The sequence below is a fragment of the Alistipes dispar genome, assembly GCF_006542685.1.
Lineage (GTDB): Bacteria > Bacteroidota > Bacteroidia > Bacteroidales > Rikenellaceae > Alistipes > Alistipes dispar.
This window is the reverse complement of sequence record NZ_AP019736.1, coordinates 2,503,149-2,521,649: the sequence shown is the minus strand read 5'-3', so window position 1 is coordinate 2,521,649 and position 18,501 is coordinate 2,503,149. Positions and strand designations below refer to the sequence as shown.

The following is an 18,501-nucleotide window of genomic DNA, read 5'->3' as shown; positions in this document are numbered from 1 at the left end:
TAAATTTTATAAAATACTATTCAATAATCACATATATAATCCTATCGAAACTCCGGTACGCCGGAATGCCGATCCGTCACCGCCCGGCCCCGGCGTCCGGTCCCGAACGGGATCCGCCAGTCAGAAACCGCAGCGCATCGCGCATCAGCCGGTCGCGCTGCACCTCCGAGACGATCGTCTCGAAGGGGAATCCCACGACGAATCCCCGCCCTCCGGCGGCGAGCCGACCGCCGTCCGCAGCGTCTCCGGCATTCCCCGCACCGTCGGCAGGTCCGGCGCTCCCGGCGGCTTCCGCGGCCGGACACGGCATCCCGAAAGCCACCCCCGCAACGCCGCCTCCGGCATAGCGCATCACCGGGAACGCTCCGTCGCCCGCAGGCCGCAGCCGGTCGGCCGTCTCGACCCGGTAGCAATCCGGGCCGTAAGCGTCGTTGAACCGGTACTCGCCGCGCGAGAAGGCCGCCTCCGGTGTCATCACGCGCACCCGGCCGCGCCGGGCCTCGGGCTGGTCGGCGGAGACCTCCATCCCCGCCGCGACACAGTGCAGCACCTCGCGGGCGAAACGCCGGTCGGCCTCCGAAGCCGTCTCCGCCTCCAAGTCCGAAGCGACATAGCTGCCCGAAACGAACAGGTTGCCGCCCTGCATGAGGTAATCGCTTATCGCATGCTGCAAATCAGCCGGAAACGCCTCGAACTCCTCCCCGCGCACCCCGCGGCCTACCACCGTCCGGCGCTGCTTGCCGAGGATGAGGTCCACGACGGGATACTCCGCCGCATCCCATCCGTCCGCCGCACGCCGCGCCGTCATCGAGCAGAACGAATACCCTGCTGCGGCGACCGAACGCCCGTGCAGGGCGGCATAGTCGAACGTATTGCCGCCGATGACGTCCGCGGCATAATCGCAGCCGCAGGCCCCGAGTGCCAGGCTGTCCACCTCGCAGCGCGCCTGCGCCGGGTCGAAGACCTCCTGCGGCCCGATGAAGGTGATGTCCCGCCGGTCGGGAACCCCGCCGTCGAGGTCCGTGCGGAAACCCGCCAGCGAGTCGCAGCGCTGGCTGACGGGACCGCTTACACGGTCGAATCCATTGACGATCAGCACGCGTCCCCGTTCATCGGGCACGCGGCACGCCGCGACGATCTCGCTCGGAAAGCTCTCGCCTCCGGCATTGACCGCCGCGATGCGGTAGCTGTAAATCCGCCCCGGCTCCTGCCGTTCGACGAAAAAGGGCTCCGCGGTATAGCGGCCGTTGTCGAACCCGCCGTCGTCGATGCGCGTATAGACGACATAGCCGTCGGGCGCGGCCGTCGCTTCGAGCGAATCCGCGACGGGCGTCCACGACACGCGCACCTCGTCGCCGCCGGCGAACTCCGCCGCGACCTCCCCGACGGGCAGCGGCTGCACGACGTACGGCACGCCGTACTGCGAGGCGAGGTAGCGCAGGATGCCCTTATAGACGGCACGCGCCACGGAGAACCGGAAGCGCGGGTCGCTGCCGTAGCGCATGTCGGTGAAATTCTGGTGCGAGAGCAGTTCGAGCAGCATCGTCGGCACGCCGGGGACGCGGGCTTCGTAGTAGGCCCGGTTCCAGAGTCCGCGGCGGTTCCACTCCGGCTCCCATGCGCGGCGGATGTCCGAGACGATCTGGGTCATCACCAGATCGGTCAGGTCGCGCGAACGGTAGCGGTCGGCGCCGCCCCCGAAGCGGCCCTTGTTCTCGCGCGTGAAGAAGATGCCCAGCGTGCCGATCGTCTCGTCGCCGTCGCGAACGCCCGCGTCGGAATGGAACGCCAGCGCCATATCGACCGGAATGCGCAGCCCCGCGGAGTCGGGCATCTGCTCCGAACCGCCCGCAAGGGCATTGACCCAATGCGCACGCGACATGTAGTCGTCCTTGTAGTCGTCCGTCCCGCCTTTCGGAGTATAGACTTCCTCGCCGAACCCGGCCCACTGGAGCCAGTAGCGCGCCCCCTCGCAGAAACGGGGATAGCCGCTCGTCTCCTCGGCATAGGTCCCGCCTCCGATACGCAGCGAGTCGCACACCGTGCGGGCCACGTTGCCGTAGCCGCCGCCGATCTTCACGGCATCGGCCGACACGATGCGCCCCGCCTCGCGCGAACGGTTCGAAAGAGTGACGACGGCCTGTTCGCCGGCGTCGAAGAGAAACCCTCCGAGATAGATCCACGTGCCGCCGCCCATCGTCTGATTCACGGCGAACTTCGTGTCGCCCCCGAGGTGATGCACCGTATATTCCGCATCATCGGCGCTTTCCGGAAGCGACTCATAACTCACATACACGGCGTATTCGCCCCGCTCGGGAATATCGGCGCGCCACACGGCGCTGCCCGTCGCCTCGCCCCGCACGCTCCGCGTCCGGCGCGTCGTGCCGTCGCGGAAGGGGTTCTCGCCCGCCCGATAGACCTGCCGCAGGTGGGCGAAGCCCGCACCGCCCGGTTCCCAGACGCCCGATTCGGCGTACTGTCCGGGGGCATCGTTGTCGGCGAGCACCTCGTGCAACTGCACGTCGCGCTCGCGCGGCAGCACGACGCACGCCCCGGCGTTTTCGAGCATCGGCACGAGGTACGGCAGAACGTATCCCTGCGTATAAAGGTCCTCGCAGGTCTGCCACAACTGCGAACGCTGCCATTTCCAGCGGTTCTTCGGCTGGTCGAAATAGCGTCCGTGGCTCTGCCACAAGGCGATATGCCTGCCCGCAAGCCCCTTCCCGGCCCGCACGGGGGCCGAAAGCCGCTCGACCAGCGGCCGCGCGGAACGGTTGGTGAAGGGAACGAGCCGCCGCCGGGCGACGAGCCTGCGCACCTGATCGGGGTCGCGGTAAGCCATCGGAATCAGTTCGGCGATCTCGCGGCCGTCGGTGTAGAGTTCGATCCGCGCCCTGCGGTATTCGCGGGGCAGCAGCGCCCGGACCGAATCGCGCATGGCCCCGGCGTTCCCTTCGCGAAAGGGGTAATAGGAAAGTCCGACCGAGGCATAGACACGCACCCTGCCGCGGGAGGCATCCACGCCCTGCACCTTCACGTAGCCGCCCGACACTTCGCGGGCGACGATGCGCGAAAGCGTGCGGCCGATGGCCCGCCGCACGGGCATGCCGATCCGCTCGGCGGCAGCGGTCGGGACACAGCTTAAAGCGAAAACCGAAATAAGCAGGTATAAGATTCTATTTTTCATGACGTTTAACCAGCAACAGCATACCGATCACGGTAAACAGCGCATTGTAGATCAACAGTTCGAACCCGATGCGGTAGCCCCATGCCTCGAGCGCCCACCATTGCAGGAAGCCGCTCAGCACGGGAGCCGCGACGGCCACCAGCGGCATCCAGCGGTCGCGGACCCGGAGCCGTGTGAACATGCCGAAGACGAACATACCCAAAATCGGGCCATACGTGTAACTGGCGACCTTATAGACCAGGTTGATCACACTGTCGTCGGCCAGATAGCCGAAGGCGAGGATCACGAGCGCCATACCCAGCGCCATGGCGACGTGCACCCCCCGGCGGATGCGCGTCAGGCGAGCTTCGCCGTAGCGTTTCGTGCCCTCCAGAATATCGACCGTGAAGGAGGTCGTGAGGGCCGTGAGGGCCGACCCGGCGGCCGAATAGGTGCTCGAAATAAGCCCTATGACGAACAGCACGCCGACGACGAGCGGCAATCCGCCCCCGACGGCCACGAGCGAAAAGACCTGGTCCGTCTTTTCGGGCATCGCCAGTCCGCGGTGCTCCATGTAAAGGTAGAGCAGCACGCCCAGCACCAGAAAGAGGAAGATGACGACGATCTGGCTCACGGCCGTCAGCACGATGTTCTTCTGCGAATCGCGCGGGGTGGCGCAGCTCATGTTGCGCTGCATGAGGTCCTGGTCCAGTCCGGTCATGCAGACCAGCAGGACGATGCCCGCGGCGAACATCTTCCAGAAATAACGGTCCGAGGCGGGATCGTCGAAGAAGAAGATCCGCGACATGGGCGACGAGGAGACTTCGCGCACCGTATCCGAAAAGGAGAAATCCAGCCCCCGCATGATGAAGACGATCGACAGGACGAGGCTCGCCACGAGACAGAAGGTCTTGAGCGAATCGGTCCAGATCAGCGACTTGACACCCCCCTGCTGCGTATAGAGCCAGACGAAAGCCATCGTAATCAGCGCATTGAACCAGAAAGGCAGCCCGTAACGGTCGAAAACGAGCAACTGCAGCACGGCACAGACGACATAGACCCGCAGCGCGGCGCCGAGAATTTTCGAGATGAAGAAGAACCATGCGCCGGTGCGGTGCGAGGCGACGCCGAAGCGGTCGTCCAGATACTCGTAGAGCGAGACCACGCGCAGGCGGTAGAAGAGCGGAATGAGCACGAAGGCCACGACGAACTGCCCGACGGTGAAGCCCGCGACCATCTGCATGTAGGAAAAGGAATCGACGGTCACCGATCCGGGCACCGAGATGAAGGTCACGCCCGAAATGGCGGCGCCGATCATGGCGAAGGCGGCCATGTACCACGGCGTGCGGCGGTTGCCGGTGAAGAATCCGGCATTGTCGGCACGGCGGCCCGAAATCCAGGCGACGGCGAAAAGAACGGCGATATAGCCCAAAACGGTGGCGAGTACGGCAGCAGGAGTCATCGAGAGAGTTTTTGTCGGTTCGGGTTAAAAAATTTCAAACATACAAAGGTATAAAAAAACGCGATACGAACCCTTCGCGGCACGCATTTTATACGAAAGTCCGTCCCGGGAGGCGTTCGTAACCGAAAACGGATTAAATTTGTATCGTACAAACCCTTAAAAACACAACGTATCATGGCATTTTTCAAAGAATTCAAGGAGTTCGCGCTCAAAGGCAACGTGATGGACATGGCCGTGGGCGTAATCATCGGCGGAGCGTTCGGCAAGATCGTCTCGTCGCTGGTGAACGACATCCTCATGCCGCCGATCGGCGCGCTGCTCGGCAACACCGACTTCTCGCAACTGCGGCTCGACATTTCGAAAATGCGCGACGTGACGTCGAGCGCCGTGCATTCAGTGGGCAACATCGTCGGAGACGTCACGCCGGAGGCCGTCCAGGCCGCCGAACCGATCTGGTGGAACTACGGCGCATTCATCCAGCAGTGCGTGGACTTCACGATCCTGGCACTCTGCGTCTTTCTGATGGTCAAGCTGATGAACCGGCTGATGAGGAAAAAGGAGGAGGCGCCCGCCCCGGCGCCGGCACCCGCGCCTTCGAAGGAGGAGCAACTGCTCGCCGAAATCCGCGACCTGCTCAGGGAGCAGCGGAAAGAGTAGCCGCACGCCGACGGCGCAACGGCGGGCCGAAAACGGACAAGGGGTTGCGATTCGATCGCAACCCCTTGTCCGTAGCGGGAGAGAGACTTGAACTCTCGACCTCATGATTATGAATCATGCGCTCTAACCAGCTGAGCTATCCCGCCATTGCTGAAAGCGAGTGCAAAGGTAATAGAAATTTTCGTTCGTGCAAAATCTTTGACCCAAAAAACGCAAAAATACCGCCGGATTTTTTTCGGTCCGGAGCGTGGCACTGATTTTGAACCGGATGCGCGAAAAACGAAACGTCATGCCGCAAACCCTTTTTTCGCAGGACCGGCTCTCCCGGACGCTCGGAGCGGTCAAGGCGCTCGCCGGACTGGTGCTTCTCGCCGCCGTGTCGTGGGAGGTGATCGGCGGCGACCGGCTCCGCTTCTCGCCCCTGTTCCTCGGCGTGCAGTTCATCGTCTGCCTGATCTTCCTCTGCGACTTTTTCGTGCGCTGGGCAGCCGCGGAGCGCAAAGGGCGCTTCTTCTTCCGCAACCTGCCCTTCCTGCTGCTCTCGGTCCCCTACCTGAACCTCATGCTCTGGAGCGGTGCGGAGCCGTCCCGCAGCGTCGGGATGCTCATCGGACTGATGCCGCTTCTGAGGGCCTTCCTGGCCATGGTGATCGTCACGGGATGGCTCGTAGGCAACAAGGTCCGCCGGCTGCTGACGGCCTATGTCTTCACGGTGGTCGTCTTCACCTATATCTCCGCGCTGGTCTTCTACGACTACGAGCTGCCGGTCAATCCCAAACTGCACGGTTTCGGAAACGCCCTCTGGTGGGCCTGGATGAACGTCACGACCGTCGGCGCGGAGATCTTCCCCGTCACGGCCGTCGGCAAGGTCTTCTGCGTGCTGCTGCCGTCGCTGGGAATGATGTTCTTCCCGATCTTCACGACCTACGTCCTGCAGGAATACGCCCCGTCGAAGACGAAAGACGAATAGAGAAGACCCCTGAAAAAAATTCCGCCCGCAGTACGGCGACTGCGGACGGAACCGAATAATCAAAGGGATGCGGTCCGCGCTATTCGATCTCCATCAGCACGGCGTCCGTGGCGACATTCTCGCCCACTTCGACAAGAATCTGCTTCACCTTGCCGGCGTAGTCGGTCGCAATGGAGTTCTCCATCTTCATGGCTTCGAGCACCAGCACCTCCTGCCCCGCCTTCACCGTGTCGCCCGCCTTCACGTCGATCGACAGGATGCGGCCGGGCAGCGGAGCCGTCACGACATGGCCCGTGATGGCGGCCTGCGGCTTCGCGGCGGCGGGCTGCGGCGCCGCGGCCTTCGGCTCGGCGGGTTTCGACGCCTCGTAGGCTTTCTTCTTCTGTTCGGTAAGGAAAGTCTTGGCCACCATCGGGAAGAGTTCGAGCAGCAGCACCTCCTTCTCGTCGGCGGCGAGCTTCACACCCCCGGCCTCCGGCAGTTCGGGATTGGGCTGCATCTTGTACTTGGAGGTATCGTAGGGCGTCTCCTCGCGCACGCCGCAGATCTTGAACCGGAACTCGGGGTCGATCTTCACGGGCGTATGGCCGTACTCGCCCTTCACCAGCCCCACGAACTGCGACGACTTGTTAGTGTACATCGGCCGTCCGGCCTTCTCGTCGAGGGCGCAGTTCACGGCCTGCGCGCCGACGATCTGCGACGTCGGGGTCACCAGAGGGGGCAGACCGGCGGCCAGACGCACCGACGGAATCAGTTCCATGGCACGCGGCAGAATCTCCTCGGCCTTGAGCTGCTTGAGCTGAGCCACCATGTTCGAATACATGCCGCCAGGAATCTCGGCCTTCTGCACCAGCTCGTTGGGAGCGGGGAATCCGAAGTAGGCCTCGATCTTGCGGCAGAGGTCGATCGTAGCGGCCTCGTCGTCGCGCTGCGCGGCCTCGATGGCCTTGTCGAACAGGGCCTCGATCTCGGCGGGGAGCTCGTCCGTAAGCGGATTGAAGGGCTTCGGCTCGGGCTTCTCCGTACCGAACACGGACTGGTTCAGCTCCTTGCGGATCTCACGCAACTGAGCGTTGATCTTCGCCACGGCCTCCATGTTCACGCCCGTGTCGATGCCCAGCTTCTTGCAGAAGACATGGACCAGCTCGATGGCCGGGGCGCCCGTTCCGCCGGCGAAGTACCAGCAGTTGGTGTCCACGACATCCACGCCGGCCACGATGGCCGAAAGCACCGACGCCAGGCCGTAGCCCGGGGTGCAGTGGGTGTGGAAATCGACCGGAACCGAGAGGTTTTTCTTGAACAGCCGCACGAGCGTAGCCACGCGGCGCGGCGGAATGAGTCCCGACATGTCCTTGATGGTGATCATGTCGGCGCCGAGAGCCGCCATCTGTCTGGCCTTGTCGAGGAAATAGGCGTCCGTGAAGACCGGCGCGGGATTCTTCTTGCCCGTAAGACGGGCCCAGAAGCCCGGCTCGGGATATTTCGGGTCCACCGTATAGCAAACGGCGCAGTCGGCGATGCCGCCGTACTGCTTGACGTACTTGACCGTCGATTTCACGTTGTCCACGTCGTTCAGGGCGTCGAAGATACGCATGATGCCCAGACCGCTCCGGATGGCATTGCGGCAGAAACCGTCGATGATCTCGTCCGTATAGGGCGAATAGCCGAACAGATTGCGGCCGCGCGAGAGGGCCGTGAGCTTCGACACGTCGCCGACGGCCCGGTGGATCGTCTCGAGGCGGGTCCACGGGTTTTCGTTCAGGTAGCGCATGACCGAATCGGGCACGGCGCCACCCCACACCTCCATCGCATAGAAATTCGCATCCTTGTAGAAAGGCAGGCAGCGGTCGATCTGCGCCTGATTCATACGCGTAGCGAACGACGACTGCTGGCCGTCACGCAACGTAAGGTCTCTGATTTTGAGATTTCTTGCCATTGTGATAAGAATTTAGGTTCTTATTCCGAAATTTAGTGTTATTCGAATAACAAAAGTAATAAACCGGTACGAAGATACAACTTTTCTTCCGAATATTTCCAAAAAAAACGTCATTCGAACCACTTTTCGCCAAAAACCGGTGCTGCGGCGTCCCCTACGCCCGGTCGCCGCCGCCAGGCAGGAAAAGCTCGCTGTCGGGTTTGCGGTCGAGGTATTTACGTTTGAACAGATCGACGCAGAAAACGAACATGGCCAACAGCAGCGGTCCGAAGATGACACCCATGAACCCGAAGAGCGAAAGGCCGACGAAAACGCCGAAGACGGTGACGAGCGGATGGGTGTCGGCCATGCGTTTCTGCATGACGAACCGCACGACGTTATCGACATGGGTGACGACGAGCGTGCCGTAGAGCGCCAGCCCGACGGCCGGTCCCCAACTCCCTTCCAGTCCCATGTAGAGCGCCAACGGCAGCCACACGAGTGCCGTGCCGACGATCGGAATGATCGTCGCCAGGCAAGTGAGGACACCCCAGAAGAGCGGGCTCGGCGCTCCGAAGAGCAGGTAGCCCAGATAGGCGACCACGCCCTGCACGGCCGCCAGCAGCGGAATGCCGATGGCGTTCGAGCGGACGATCATGCGGATTTCGTGCAGGGCGTCGCGGCCGACGCTGCGGCTGAAGGGCAGCAGCTCCCGGCAATAGGCCTCCATGCGGAGGCCGCCGACGAGCATGAAATAGAGTACGAAGAGCAGCACGATCAGATTGACGGCGAACGAGGCCAGGCCGCCGACGAGCCGCTGCGCGAGTTTCGGGATTCCGGCCAAAAGCGATTGCAGGTTGCTCTCCTGCCAGAGGTCGTAGCCCGTACGGTCGCGGACGAGTTCGGCCACGTGGCGCACGGAGTCCACGAGCGCCTGCGGATCGAGCGCGACGCCCTGGACCTTGTTCACTACCATCCAGACCAGCAGGGCAATGGGAACGAGGAAACAGCACACGGCCTCGACGGTCAGCAATGCGGCCGCCGCACTGCGCCGCCACCGGTACCGTCCGGCCAGCACGCGCATCTGCCCGCGCAGCAGGACATAGATGGTCGCCGCCCCGAGCAGTCCGCTCAGGAAGGGCGTCAGGCAAAGGAAGACCGTTACGCCCAGCGAGGCGATCAGTACGAAGAGCGAATAACGCCGGTATTGTTCTCGGACCGACAGCATATACGTCCGACCGCGCAAGGAGCGTGCCGCAACGGCGTTCCGGCGGGAAGGGACCGGAAAAACGGAGAATCCGGAGCACAAAATCGCCCGTTCCTTTGCGACATAGGAATATTCGACGTATCTTTGCGGCATGAAAACCCGGGTCGGAAACGTCCACATATCGGTCCGCAACCGCCGCGAGCGATGCAGCGGGGGGGGGTATGACCTGCACCGAGGAGTGCAGCACGGGGAAAACAGGCTCTGAACGCGAGGGGTATTCCGGAGAAGGAATATCCCTCGCCGTTTTTACAATACGATGAAATCGCACGGAAAGCCGTACGGGCTATTCCGGAAGAATTTATATTTGCAGCGGAAAAACGGACAGACAACCTATCGGACGATGACAGGCTCATTTCGGTTCCCCTCCCCGCCGGCTGCGGCCGCCGAGATCCGCATCGCGCGGAGAGACCCGGACGGCTGAAAGCGCCGTCCGGCACACACGCAAAGGGGGCTCGCGCTGAAGCCTTCTGCGGGGAAGCCAATCACCCAATACGAACAAATACCAAACACCCTATTCATTCACTAAAATCCCAAATTGCGTATGAAGAAACTTTTCCTTCTCATGCTCTCGGTCTTCGTCACGGCGGCGGCAAGCGCGCAGGTGACGACGTCGGGAATGAACGGTACGGTGACGGACGAACAGGAGCTGCCGCTCGTCGGCGCCACGGTCATCGCCGTACACACTCCGTCGGGCACGCAGTACGGCGCCGTCACCAACAAGGACGGCCGCTACAATCTGCAGGGACTCCGCGCCGGCGGTCCCTACACGGTGACCTTCTCCTACGTGGGTTACCAGAGCGTCGAATTTCCCGGTCTGGACCTGCCGCTGGGCGAAACGGTGGCACGCAACGCCTACCTCAAGGACAGCCAGACGCTCGAAGCCGTCGTGGTGACGGCCGACGGCCGCAACTCGTCGATGAACATCAACCGTGCGGGCGCCGTAACGAGCGTTTCGTCGGAGCAGATCGAGCTGATGCCCACCGTGAGCCGCAGCATGAACGACATCATGCGCCTCACCCCGCAGGCGTCGAGCACCACGTCGGGGCTGGCCATCGGCGGCGGCAACTACCGCCAGTCGTACGTGACCGTGGACGGCGCGGCATTCAACAACGCCTTCGGCATCGGCGGCAACCTTCCCTCGGGCGGTTCGCCCATCTCGCTCGACGCCCTCGAGCAGATTTCGGTCTCGGTGACCCCCTACGACGTGCGTCAGAGCGGTTTCACGGGCGGCGCGATCAACGCCGTGACCAAGAGCGGTACGAACGACTTCAAAGTCTCGGCCTACAACTACTATAAGAGCGACGCCTTGCAGGGCGCCAAATACGACGGCGGCGAGCTGAAGCTGCAAGAGGAGATGAGCAACACGCTCGGATTCTCGATCGGAGCGCCGATCGTCAAGGACAAGCTCTTCATCTTCACCAATTTCGAGTACGAATGGACCGAGACCCCCGGCACGTCGCGGCTGGCCCGCGAGTCGGAGGACCAGGAGTACGGCGCCGGCACGCAGTACAACCGCCCCACCGTCGCTCAGATGGAGGCGATCAAGTCGTTCCTGCAGCAGAACTTCGGCTACGACCCCGGCCGCTACCAGAACTACTCGGTGAAGATTCCCAACTGGAAACTCATGGCCCGCGTGGACTGGAACATCAACCGCAACCATGCGCTCAACGTGCGCTTCAGCACCACGCGCAACAAGTATTCGTCGTCGCCCTCGAGCTCGACGAACCCCTTCAACTCGAAACTCATCTACGACCGCAACGACCACGGCCGCACCTCGTACGACGCCCTCTATTTCGAGAGCTCGCGCTACTATCAGGAGCAGAACTTCACGTCGGTGGCCGCCGAGCTCAACTCGCGCTTCCTTGACGGCAGTCTGACCAACACGCTGCGATTCACTTACTCGCACCAGTACGAGCCGCGCAGCTACGAGGGACGACTCTTCCCGACGGTAGATATTCTCGAGAAGACGCCGGAAGGCACCGACGCCGTGCTGACGACATTCGGTCTGGATCCCTTCACCGAAGGCAACCTGCGCGAAGTGGGCACCTACGTCGTCACGGACGAGGTGGGTTACAGCACGGGCATCCACCGCCTGACGGGCGGCCTGCAGTTCGAGCACGACAACACGAAGAACGGCTACATGCAGGGCGGCGCCGGCTACTACATCTACGACTCGTGGTCGGACTTCACGAGCAACGCGGCTCCCGGCGCCTTCGTCATCACCCACGCCAACCGCACGGACCTCAAACAGAGCTATCCGTCGTTCAACTACATGCAGTACTCGATCTACGCGCAGGACGAAATCACCTTCAGCGAGCGCTTCAAGGCCACGCTGGGCCTGCGTCTCGAAATCCCGGTTTACCCCACGATCGCAGGCAACGAGAACAAGGAGTTCACCTCCCTTTTCGCAGGCAACGGCGGCTACAAGACCTCCGACATGCCCAAGGCGCGGCTGAACGTCGCTCCCCGCTTCGGCTTCAACTGGGACATGACCGGCGAGCGCAAGTACATCCTCCGCGGCGGATCGGGCATCTTCACGGGCCGCCTGCCGTTCGTGTGGATCGTCTCGGCCGTGGGCAACAGCAACTGCCTGCAAGCCCAGAGCATCCTCTACAAATCCAACGGCGACAAGATGCCGGGCTTCCACGACAACGTGGGCGACATCCTCGAGGACCTCTACGGCGGCACGTTCCAGCAGCAGGCCCTGCCCGCCCCGACCTCCGCGACGATCATGGACAAGAACCTGAAGATGCCCTCGACGTGGAAGACCTCGCTGGCGTTCGACCTGAAGCTGCCGCGCGACTTCAACCTCAACATCGAGGGAATCTACAACAAGGACATCGACGCCGTGGCTGTCAGCAAGCTCGGCCAGCGCGAAGTGGCCGGCGGCATCCAACTCCCGGGCGAGCCCCGTCCGCGCAAGCTCTGGGAATCGCAGGGCATCAAGAACTCGGACGGCAAGGACGTGACGCCCTACCTGATCCACAACACGGACATCGCAGGCTACTACTATTCGATCTCGGCACAGCTTTCGAAACGCTGGCGGTTCGGCCTCATGGCGTCGGCATCGTACACCTATTCGGAATCGAAGAGCGTGATCGACGGCATCGGCGACCAGGTGACCTCGGCCTACAACACCAACACCTTCTGCACGGACGGCTCGAACACCCCCGAACTGGGCTACTCGTCGTTCGTATCGCCCCACCGCATCCTCATCAACATCGGCTACCGCAAAGAGTACGGCAAGCACTTCGCTTCGAGCGTGGGCCTCTACTACGAGGCGCTGCGGCTGGGTTACGTGGGCAGCAGCTACTCCTATTCGCGCTACTCGTACACGATGACCAACGTAACGAACGACGGCGGCGCGCAGAACCTGCTCTACGTGCCGACGCGCGAACAGTGGGAAACGATGCCCTTCGCCGACATCGTGAACAAGGATACGGGAAAGGTCACCTACAGCGCGGAAGACCAGAAAAACGATTTCTGGGAGTTCATCAACGGGGACGACTACCTCTCCGAGCACAAGGGCGAATACACCAGGCGCGGCGGCGCGGTGATGCCGTGGATGCACATGCTCAACTTCAAGTTCGCACAGGACTTCTACGTGAACATCGGCGGCAAACGCAACACGATCACCGTGGGTATCGACATCAACAACGTCGCCAACCTGCTCAACCGCAACTGGGGCAACGCCCGGCAGATCAGCACGAGCAACCTGCTGACCTTCAAGGACGGCGCATACCAGTTCTCCAAGCCGAAATGGACGAACGTGGCAGGAACGGCCTCGACGTGGTCGGCGCTATTCAGCGTGCGCTACACCTTCAACTGACGGTGTGAATCCCCCGTCGGCAGCCCCGCGCGGGGCCCGACGTTACGAAAGACCGGAGCCGGCATCGAGCCGGCTCCGGTCTTTTTCGGATAAGGACCATCCAGAATTCCGCAACGCATCCGGAAGAATCTCCCGTTCCGCCCGGAATCTCCCGCCCCGAAAAAGGATCGGGATTCGGGGCCGATCGCCCCGACGGCGGAAATGCCGCTACAACAACATCCGGCGCAGGGCGTCGCACGCCGCGGCGGGATCGCGGTGGTCGAAACCGAATCCGCGGATGCCGAGCGCTTCGGCGGCGGCGACATTGGCCGGACGGTCGTCGATGAAAAGCGTCTCGGCAGGGTCCAGCCCGTAGCGTCCGAGCAGGATTTCGTAGATGCGCGGCTCGGGCTTCACCGTCCCTTCCTCGCAGGAGACCACCTCGCCGTCGAAAAGGGCATAGACCGGGAAGCGGCGCAGGCAGTCGATGAACTCGCGCGACATGTTCGAAAGCACATAGAGGCGGTATCCCGCCCGTTTGAGCTCGCCGACGAGGCGCTCGGTCGGCGCAACGGGCTCCTGCAGGTCGATCGCCTCCCGCAGCACCCGCTCGCAGACCGCGCGCGGATGGCCCGTCAGGGTGCAGAGGGTATCGGTCACCTCCCCGATCGACGAGGCGCCCCGGTCGTACTCCTCCCAGAAACGCGGCATCTGCGGCGCGCGGAGGAACCCGAAGAACTCCACGATCTCGGGACTGCACTTGCTCTTGTCGCGGGCGAAAAGCACTCCGCCCAGGTCGAAAACGATATTTTCCATGGAGACAAAGATAGCACAAAACCCGGGCAACCGCAAATCCGGCAACGAACCGGGCCGAGAAACGTCCGGTCCGGCAGGACAATCCCGCCGGACCGGACGAATATTCTGAAAGACGCAGGCGTCAGAAGAGGTGGCACGCCACCGTAAGGCCCGCCATGACGATCGCCACCATCGACATCAGCTTGATGAGGATATTGAGCGACGGACCCGACGTATCCTTGAAGGGATCGCCCACCGTATCGCCCACGACCGTCGCCTTGTGGCAGTCGGAGCCCTTGCCGCCGAAGTGGCCCTCCTCGATCATCTTCTTGGCGTTGTCCCACGCACCGCCGGCATTGGCCATGAAGACCGCCAGCACGAAGCCCGAACCGAGGCCGCCGACGAGCAGTCCCATCACGCCCGCCACGCCGAAAACGAGGCCCACGGCCACGGGGACGACGATCGCCAGCAGACTCGGAAAGAGCATCTCGCGCTGCGCGCCGCGGGTCGAAATCTCGACGCAGCGGGCGTAGTCGGGCGTGCCTTCGCCCGTGAGGATGCCCCGTATCTCGCGGAACTGCCGCCGCACCTCCTGCACCATGCTCTCGGCGGCGCGTCCCACGGCGTTCATCGTCAGGCCGCAGAACAGGAACGACATCATCGCGCCGATGAAGACGCCGACGAGCACCGTGGGATTCATCAGCGAGACGTTGTAGTAGGCCATGAAATCGAGCATCGAAGCCTGTTCGACGAGCCGCGTCGTGCCGTCGGAGAGCGTCAATTCCGTCACCCCGTTGTGCAAGAGGCCGATCCGTATCTCCTCGACATAGGAGGCCAGCAGCGCCAGCGCCGTCAGCGCCGCGGAACCGATGGCGAAGCCCTTGCCCGTGGCGGCCGTCGTGTTGCCCAGCGCGTCGAGCGCATCGGTGCGTTTGCGGACCTCGGGGCCGAGGCCGCTCATCTCGGCATTGCCGCCCGCATTGTCGGCGATCGGTCCGTAGGCGTCCGTGGCGAGCGTGATGCCCAGCGTCGAAAGCATTCCGACGGCGGCGATGCCGATGCCGTAAAGGCCCTGCGAGAGGTTGTGCGGCTGCATCATGTGTTCGATGTCGAACCCGATGGCGCAAAGATACGCCAGAACGATCGCCACGCCGATCGTCACCACGGGAATCGCCGTGGAGATCATACCCGAGCCGACGCCGGCGATGATGACCGTCGCAGGACCGGTCTTGGCGCTGCCCGCGATCTTCTGCGTGGGTTTGTAGGAGTGCGAGGTGTAGTACTCGGTGGTCTGTCCGATGACGATGCCCGCCGCAAGGCCCGTGATGACCGAGAACGAAAGGCCGAGCCAGTTCTCGATGCCCAGCAGGTAGAGGATGCCGAAGGTGGCCAGCGCGATCAGCGCCGAGCTGAAATTGACGCCCACGCCGAGCGAGCGGAGCAGTTCGCGCATCGAGGCCCCCTCCTTCGTGCGGACGAGGAAGATGCCGACGATCGAGAGCAGGATGCCCACGGCGGCGATCAGCATCGGCGCCAGCACGGCCTTGAGCTGCAACGTCTCGCTGCCGGCCGAAGCGAAGGCCGCGGCTCCGAGCGCGGCGGTGGCCAGCACCGAGCCGCAGTAGCTCTCGTAGAGGTCGGCGCCCATGCCGGCCACGTCGCCCACGTTGTCGCCCACGTTGTCGGCGATCGTCGCGGGATTGCGCGGGTCGTCCTCGGGAATCCCCGCCTCGACCTTGCCCACGAGGTCGGCGCCCACGTCGGCCGCCTTGGTGTAGATGCCGCCGCCGACACGCGCGAAGAGGGCCTGCGTCGAAGCGCCCATGCCGAAGGTCAGCATCGTCGTCGTGATGACGACGAGCTTCTGCGGCCCGGCCACGTCGGTGAAACGGTCCAGAATCAGATACCAGAACGAAATGTCGAGCAGTCCGAGGCCCACGACCACGAGGCCCATGACAGCGCCGCTGCGGAAGGCGACCTTCAGGCCGCGGTCGAGCGACTGCCGCGCGGCGTTGGCCGTACGGGCCGAGGCATAGGTCGCGGTCTTCATGCCGAAGAAGCCAGCCAGGCCCGAGAAGAAGCCGCCCGTGAGGAAGGCGAAGGGAACCCACGGGTTCTGCACGCCCGCGCCGTAGGCCAGGTAGGCGAAGAAGAGCGCCAGGACGAGGAAGACGACGAGGACGACCTTGTACTGCTGGCGCAGGTAGGCCATGGCGCCCTTGCGGACATGCGCGGCGATTTCGCGCATACGCTCCGTGCCCTCGTCCTCGCGCTTCATCCGCGAGTAGAAGATCCACGCCACCGCCAGCGCAACGAGGGAAGCGGCGGGCACGAGCCAGAAAATGGAAGGAGTGTTCATTCGGCAAAAGGATTTTAGATGGTTGAAAAAACGGTCTTTCGAACAAATATAGGAAATTTTCGCAATTCCGAGTAACAAAAGAGCAACAAATAAGCGACGACGACCGAAGACCGGCGACGAATCCCCCCCGGAATACGTCCAAACAAAAAATAGGCAAGCAGCTATTGATAACTACTTGCCTATCGTCAGACTGATCTTCGGATCTTACGAACCGAAGTTGTCGTAGAGGATGTTTTCGGGCGGCACGCCGAGCGAGTCGAGCATCTTCACCACCGACGCGATCATCATCGGAGGTCCGCACATGAGGTAGATGCAGTCCTCGGGAGCCTGGTGGTTCTTGAGGTAGTTCTCATAGAGCACGTTGTGCACGAAGCCCACCTTGTAGTCCACGCCTGCGGCATCGGCCTCCGGATCGGGACGGTCGAGACCCAGATGGAACTTGAAGTTGGGGAAATCCTTCTCGATCTGGTGGAAATCGTCCAGATAGGGAGCCTCCTTCAGGGCGCGCGCACCGTACCAGAACGACACGGGACGCTTCGTCTTCTCGGTCTTGAACAGGTGCATGATGTGGCTGCGCATCGGAGCCATGCCCGCGCCGCCGCCGATGAAGATCAGCTCCTGCGTATCGGGCAGGTCGTCGGGCAGGAAGAATTCGCCGTAGGGACCCGAGATGGTCACCTTGTCGCCCGGCTTGCGCGAGAAGATGTACGACGAGCAGATGCCCGGATTCACCTTCATGAAGGTCCCCGCGGCACGGTCGAACGGCGGCGTGGCGATACGGATGTTGAGCATGATGATGTTGCCCTCGGCCGGGTGGTTGGCCATCGAGTAGGCGCGGAACGTCGGCTCGGGATTGGTCGTCACCAGGTCCCACATTTTCATCTTGTCCCAGTCCTCGCGGTAGCGCTCGTCGATGTCCATGTCCGAGAACTTGATGGCATCGTACTTCGGGATGTCGATCTGGATGTAGCCGCCGCTGCGGAACTTGAGGTGCTCGCCTTCGGGCAGCTTCACGACGAACTCCTTGAGGAAGGTCGAGATGTTGCGGTTCGAAACCACGGTGCACTCCCATTTCTTGACGCCCAGCACGGCCTCGGGAACCCGGATCTTGAGGTTCTCCTTCACTTTCACCTGGCAGCCCAGACGCCAGTGGTCCTTGGCCAGCTTGCGCGAGATGAAGCCCGTCTCGGTGGGCAGGATGTCGCCGCCGCCCTCCAGCACCTGGCATTTGCACATGCCGCACGAGCCGCCGCCGCCGCAGGCCGACGGCAGGAAGACCTTGTTGTCGGCCAGCGTCGAGAGCAGCGTCGAACCGCTCTCGGTGGTGATAACCCGCTCGCCGTTGTTGATGTCGATCGTCACCTCGCCCGACGCGACCAGTTTCGCCTTCGCATAGAGAAGCAGTGCGACCAGTACCAGCGTGATCACCAGAAAGGCTGCGATCGCAATTAAAATCGTTGTAGTCATTTTCCGAATCTCTTTTTAAAGGTTAGAACTGAATGCCCGAGAAGATCATGAAGGCGATACCCATCAGACCGGTGATGATGAAGGCGATACCGGGTCCCTTGAGCGCCGCCGGGATATGCGAATAGGTCGTCTTCTCGCGGATGGCCGCCATCATGACGATCGCCAGCCACCAGCCCAGGCCCGAACCCAGACCGTAAACGATCGTCTGCCAGAGCGACGTCAGCTCGCCGCCGTCCACCTTCTGCTGCATGAAGAGCGAACCGCCCAGGATGGCGCAGTTCACGGCGATCAGCGGCAGGAAGATACCCAACTGGCTGTAAAGCGACGGCGAGAACTTCTCGACGATCATCTCCACGAGCTGCACGAACGCGGCGATCGTGGCGATGAAGACGATGAAGGTGAGGAAGCTCAGATCGACGCCGGCAACCAGCACATCGGCTTTCAGCACGTATTCATACAAGAGGTAATTCAGAGGCACGGTCATCACCATCACGAACGTCACGGCGGCACCCAGCCCGAGGGCCGTCTTCACGCTCTTCGATACGGCGATGTAGGAGCACATGCCGAAGAAGAAGGCGAAGACCATGTTGTCGATAAAGATCGACCGGATAAAGATATTCAATGATTCCATACGT

Annotated in this window: 11 protein-coding genes and 1 tRNA gene; 3 read left to right on the top strand and 9 right to left on the bottom strand. The window is 62.5% G+C overall.

Annotation, left to right across the window (positions count from 1 at the left end; translation table 11 throughout):
- Positions 1-76: 76 nt before the first annotated feature.
- Both FME97_RS10620 and FME97_RS10615 read right to left on the bottom strand, forming a co-directional pair.
- On the bottom strand, positions 77-3,187 hold the full coding sequence (locus FME97_RS10620; RefSeq protein ID WP_141429606.1) for a golvesin C-terminal-like domain-containing protein: 3,111 nt from the start codon (positions 3,185-3,187) through the stop codon (positions 77-79).
- Positions 3,177-4,628, bottom strand: coding sequence for a sodium:solute symporter (locus FME97_RS10615; RefSeq protein ID WP_141429605.1), 1,452 nt, complete (start codon positions 4,626-4,628; stop codon positions 3,177-3,179). Before FME97_RS10615 ends, FME97_RS10620 begins: the two co-directional genes overlap by 11 nt.
- A 174-nt stretch (positions 4,629-4,802) precedes the next feature.
- Between FME97_RS10615 and mscL the strand changes: the two genes are divergently transcribed.
- Positions 4,803-5,285 (top strand): large-conductance mechanosensitive channel protein MscL, encoded by a 483-nt coding sequence (gene mscL / locus FME97_RS10610; protein WP_141429604.1) that lies wholly within the window; start codon positions 4,803-4,805, stop codon positions 5,283-5,285.
- Between the two features lie 72 nt (positions 5,286-5,357).
- Here the strand turns inward: mscL and FME97_RS10605 are convergent.
- Positions 5,358-5,431 (bottom strand) — tRNA-Met (locus FME97_RS10605).
- A gap of 143 nt (positions 5,432-5,574) precedes the next feature.
- Here FME97_RS10605 and FME97_RS10600 point away from each other — a divergent pair.
- Positions 5,575-6,255, top strand: coding sequence for a potassium channel family protein (locus FME97_RS10600; protein WP_141429603.1), 681 nt, complete (start codon positions 5,575-5,577; stop codon positions 6,253-6,255).
- Positions 6,256-6,334: 79 nt separating this feature from the next.
- Here FME97_RS10600 and FME97_RS10595 read toward each other — a convergent pair whose 3' ends face one another.
- The gene (locus FME97_RS10595; RefSeq protein ID WP_141429602.1) at positions 6,335-8,191 is read right to left on the bottom strand and encodes a biotin/lipoyl-containing protein; all 1,857 of its coding nucleotides are present in this window, start codon (positions 8,189-8,191) and stop codon (positions 6,335-6,337) included.
- 154 nt (positions 8,192-8,345) lie between these two features.
- Positions 8,346-9,398, bottom strand: coding sequence for an AI-2E family transporter (locus FME97_RS10590; protein ID WP_141429601.1), 1,053 nt, complete (start codon positions 9,396-9,398; stop codon positions 8,346-8,348).
- A 580-nt stretch (positions 9,399-9,978) separates the two neighbouring features.
- On the opposite strand from FME97_RS10590, the gene FME97_RS10585 reads away from it, so the two are divergent.
- The gene (locus FME97_RS10585) at positions 9,979-13,266 is read left to right on the top strand and encodes a TonB-dependent receptor (RefSeq protein ID WP_141429600.1); all 3,288 of its coding nucleotides are present in this window, start codon (positions 9,979-9,981) and stop codon (positions 13,264-13,266) included.
- Positions 13,267-13,473: 207 nt separating this feature from the next.
- Here the strand turns inward: FME97_RS10585 and FME97_RS10580 are convergent, their stop codons facing one another.
- The 4 genes from FME97_RS10580 to nqrE form a co-directional block, all read right to left on the bottom strand.
- Positions 13,474-14,061: an HAD family hydrolase gene (locus tag FME97_RS10580; RefSeq protein WP_141429599.1), complete on the bottom strand. Its 588-nt coding sequence runs from the start codon at positions 14,059-14,061 to the stop codon at positions 13,474-13,476.
- 121 nt (positions 14,062-14,182) lie between these two features.
- Positions 14,183-16,399 (bottom strand): sodium-translocating pyrophosphatase, encoded by a 2,217-nt coding sequence (locus FME97_RS10575; protein ID WP_141429598.1) that lies wholly within the window; start codon positions 16,397-16,399, stop codon positions 14,183-14,185.
- Positions 16,400-16,603: 204 nt separating this feature from the next.
- Positions 16,604-17,866, bottom strand: a complete 1,263-nt coding sequence (nqrF, locus tag FME97_RS10570) for an NADH:ubiquinone reductase (Na(+)-transporting) subunit F (RefSeq protein ID WP_141429597.1) — start codon at positions 17,864-17,866, stop codon at positions 16,604-16,606.
- 22 nt (positions 17,867-17,888) lie between these two features.
- The gene (gene nqrE / locus FME97_RS10565; protein ID WP_141429596.1) at positions 17,889-18,497 is read right to left on the bottom strand and encodes an NADH:ubiquinone reductase (Na(+)-transporting) subunit E; all 609 of its coding nucleotides are present in this window, start codon (positions 18,495-18,497) and stop codon (positions 17,889-17,891) included.
- Positions 18,498-18,501: the final 4 nt, after the last annotated feature.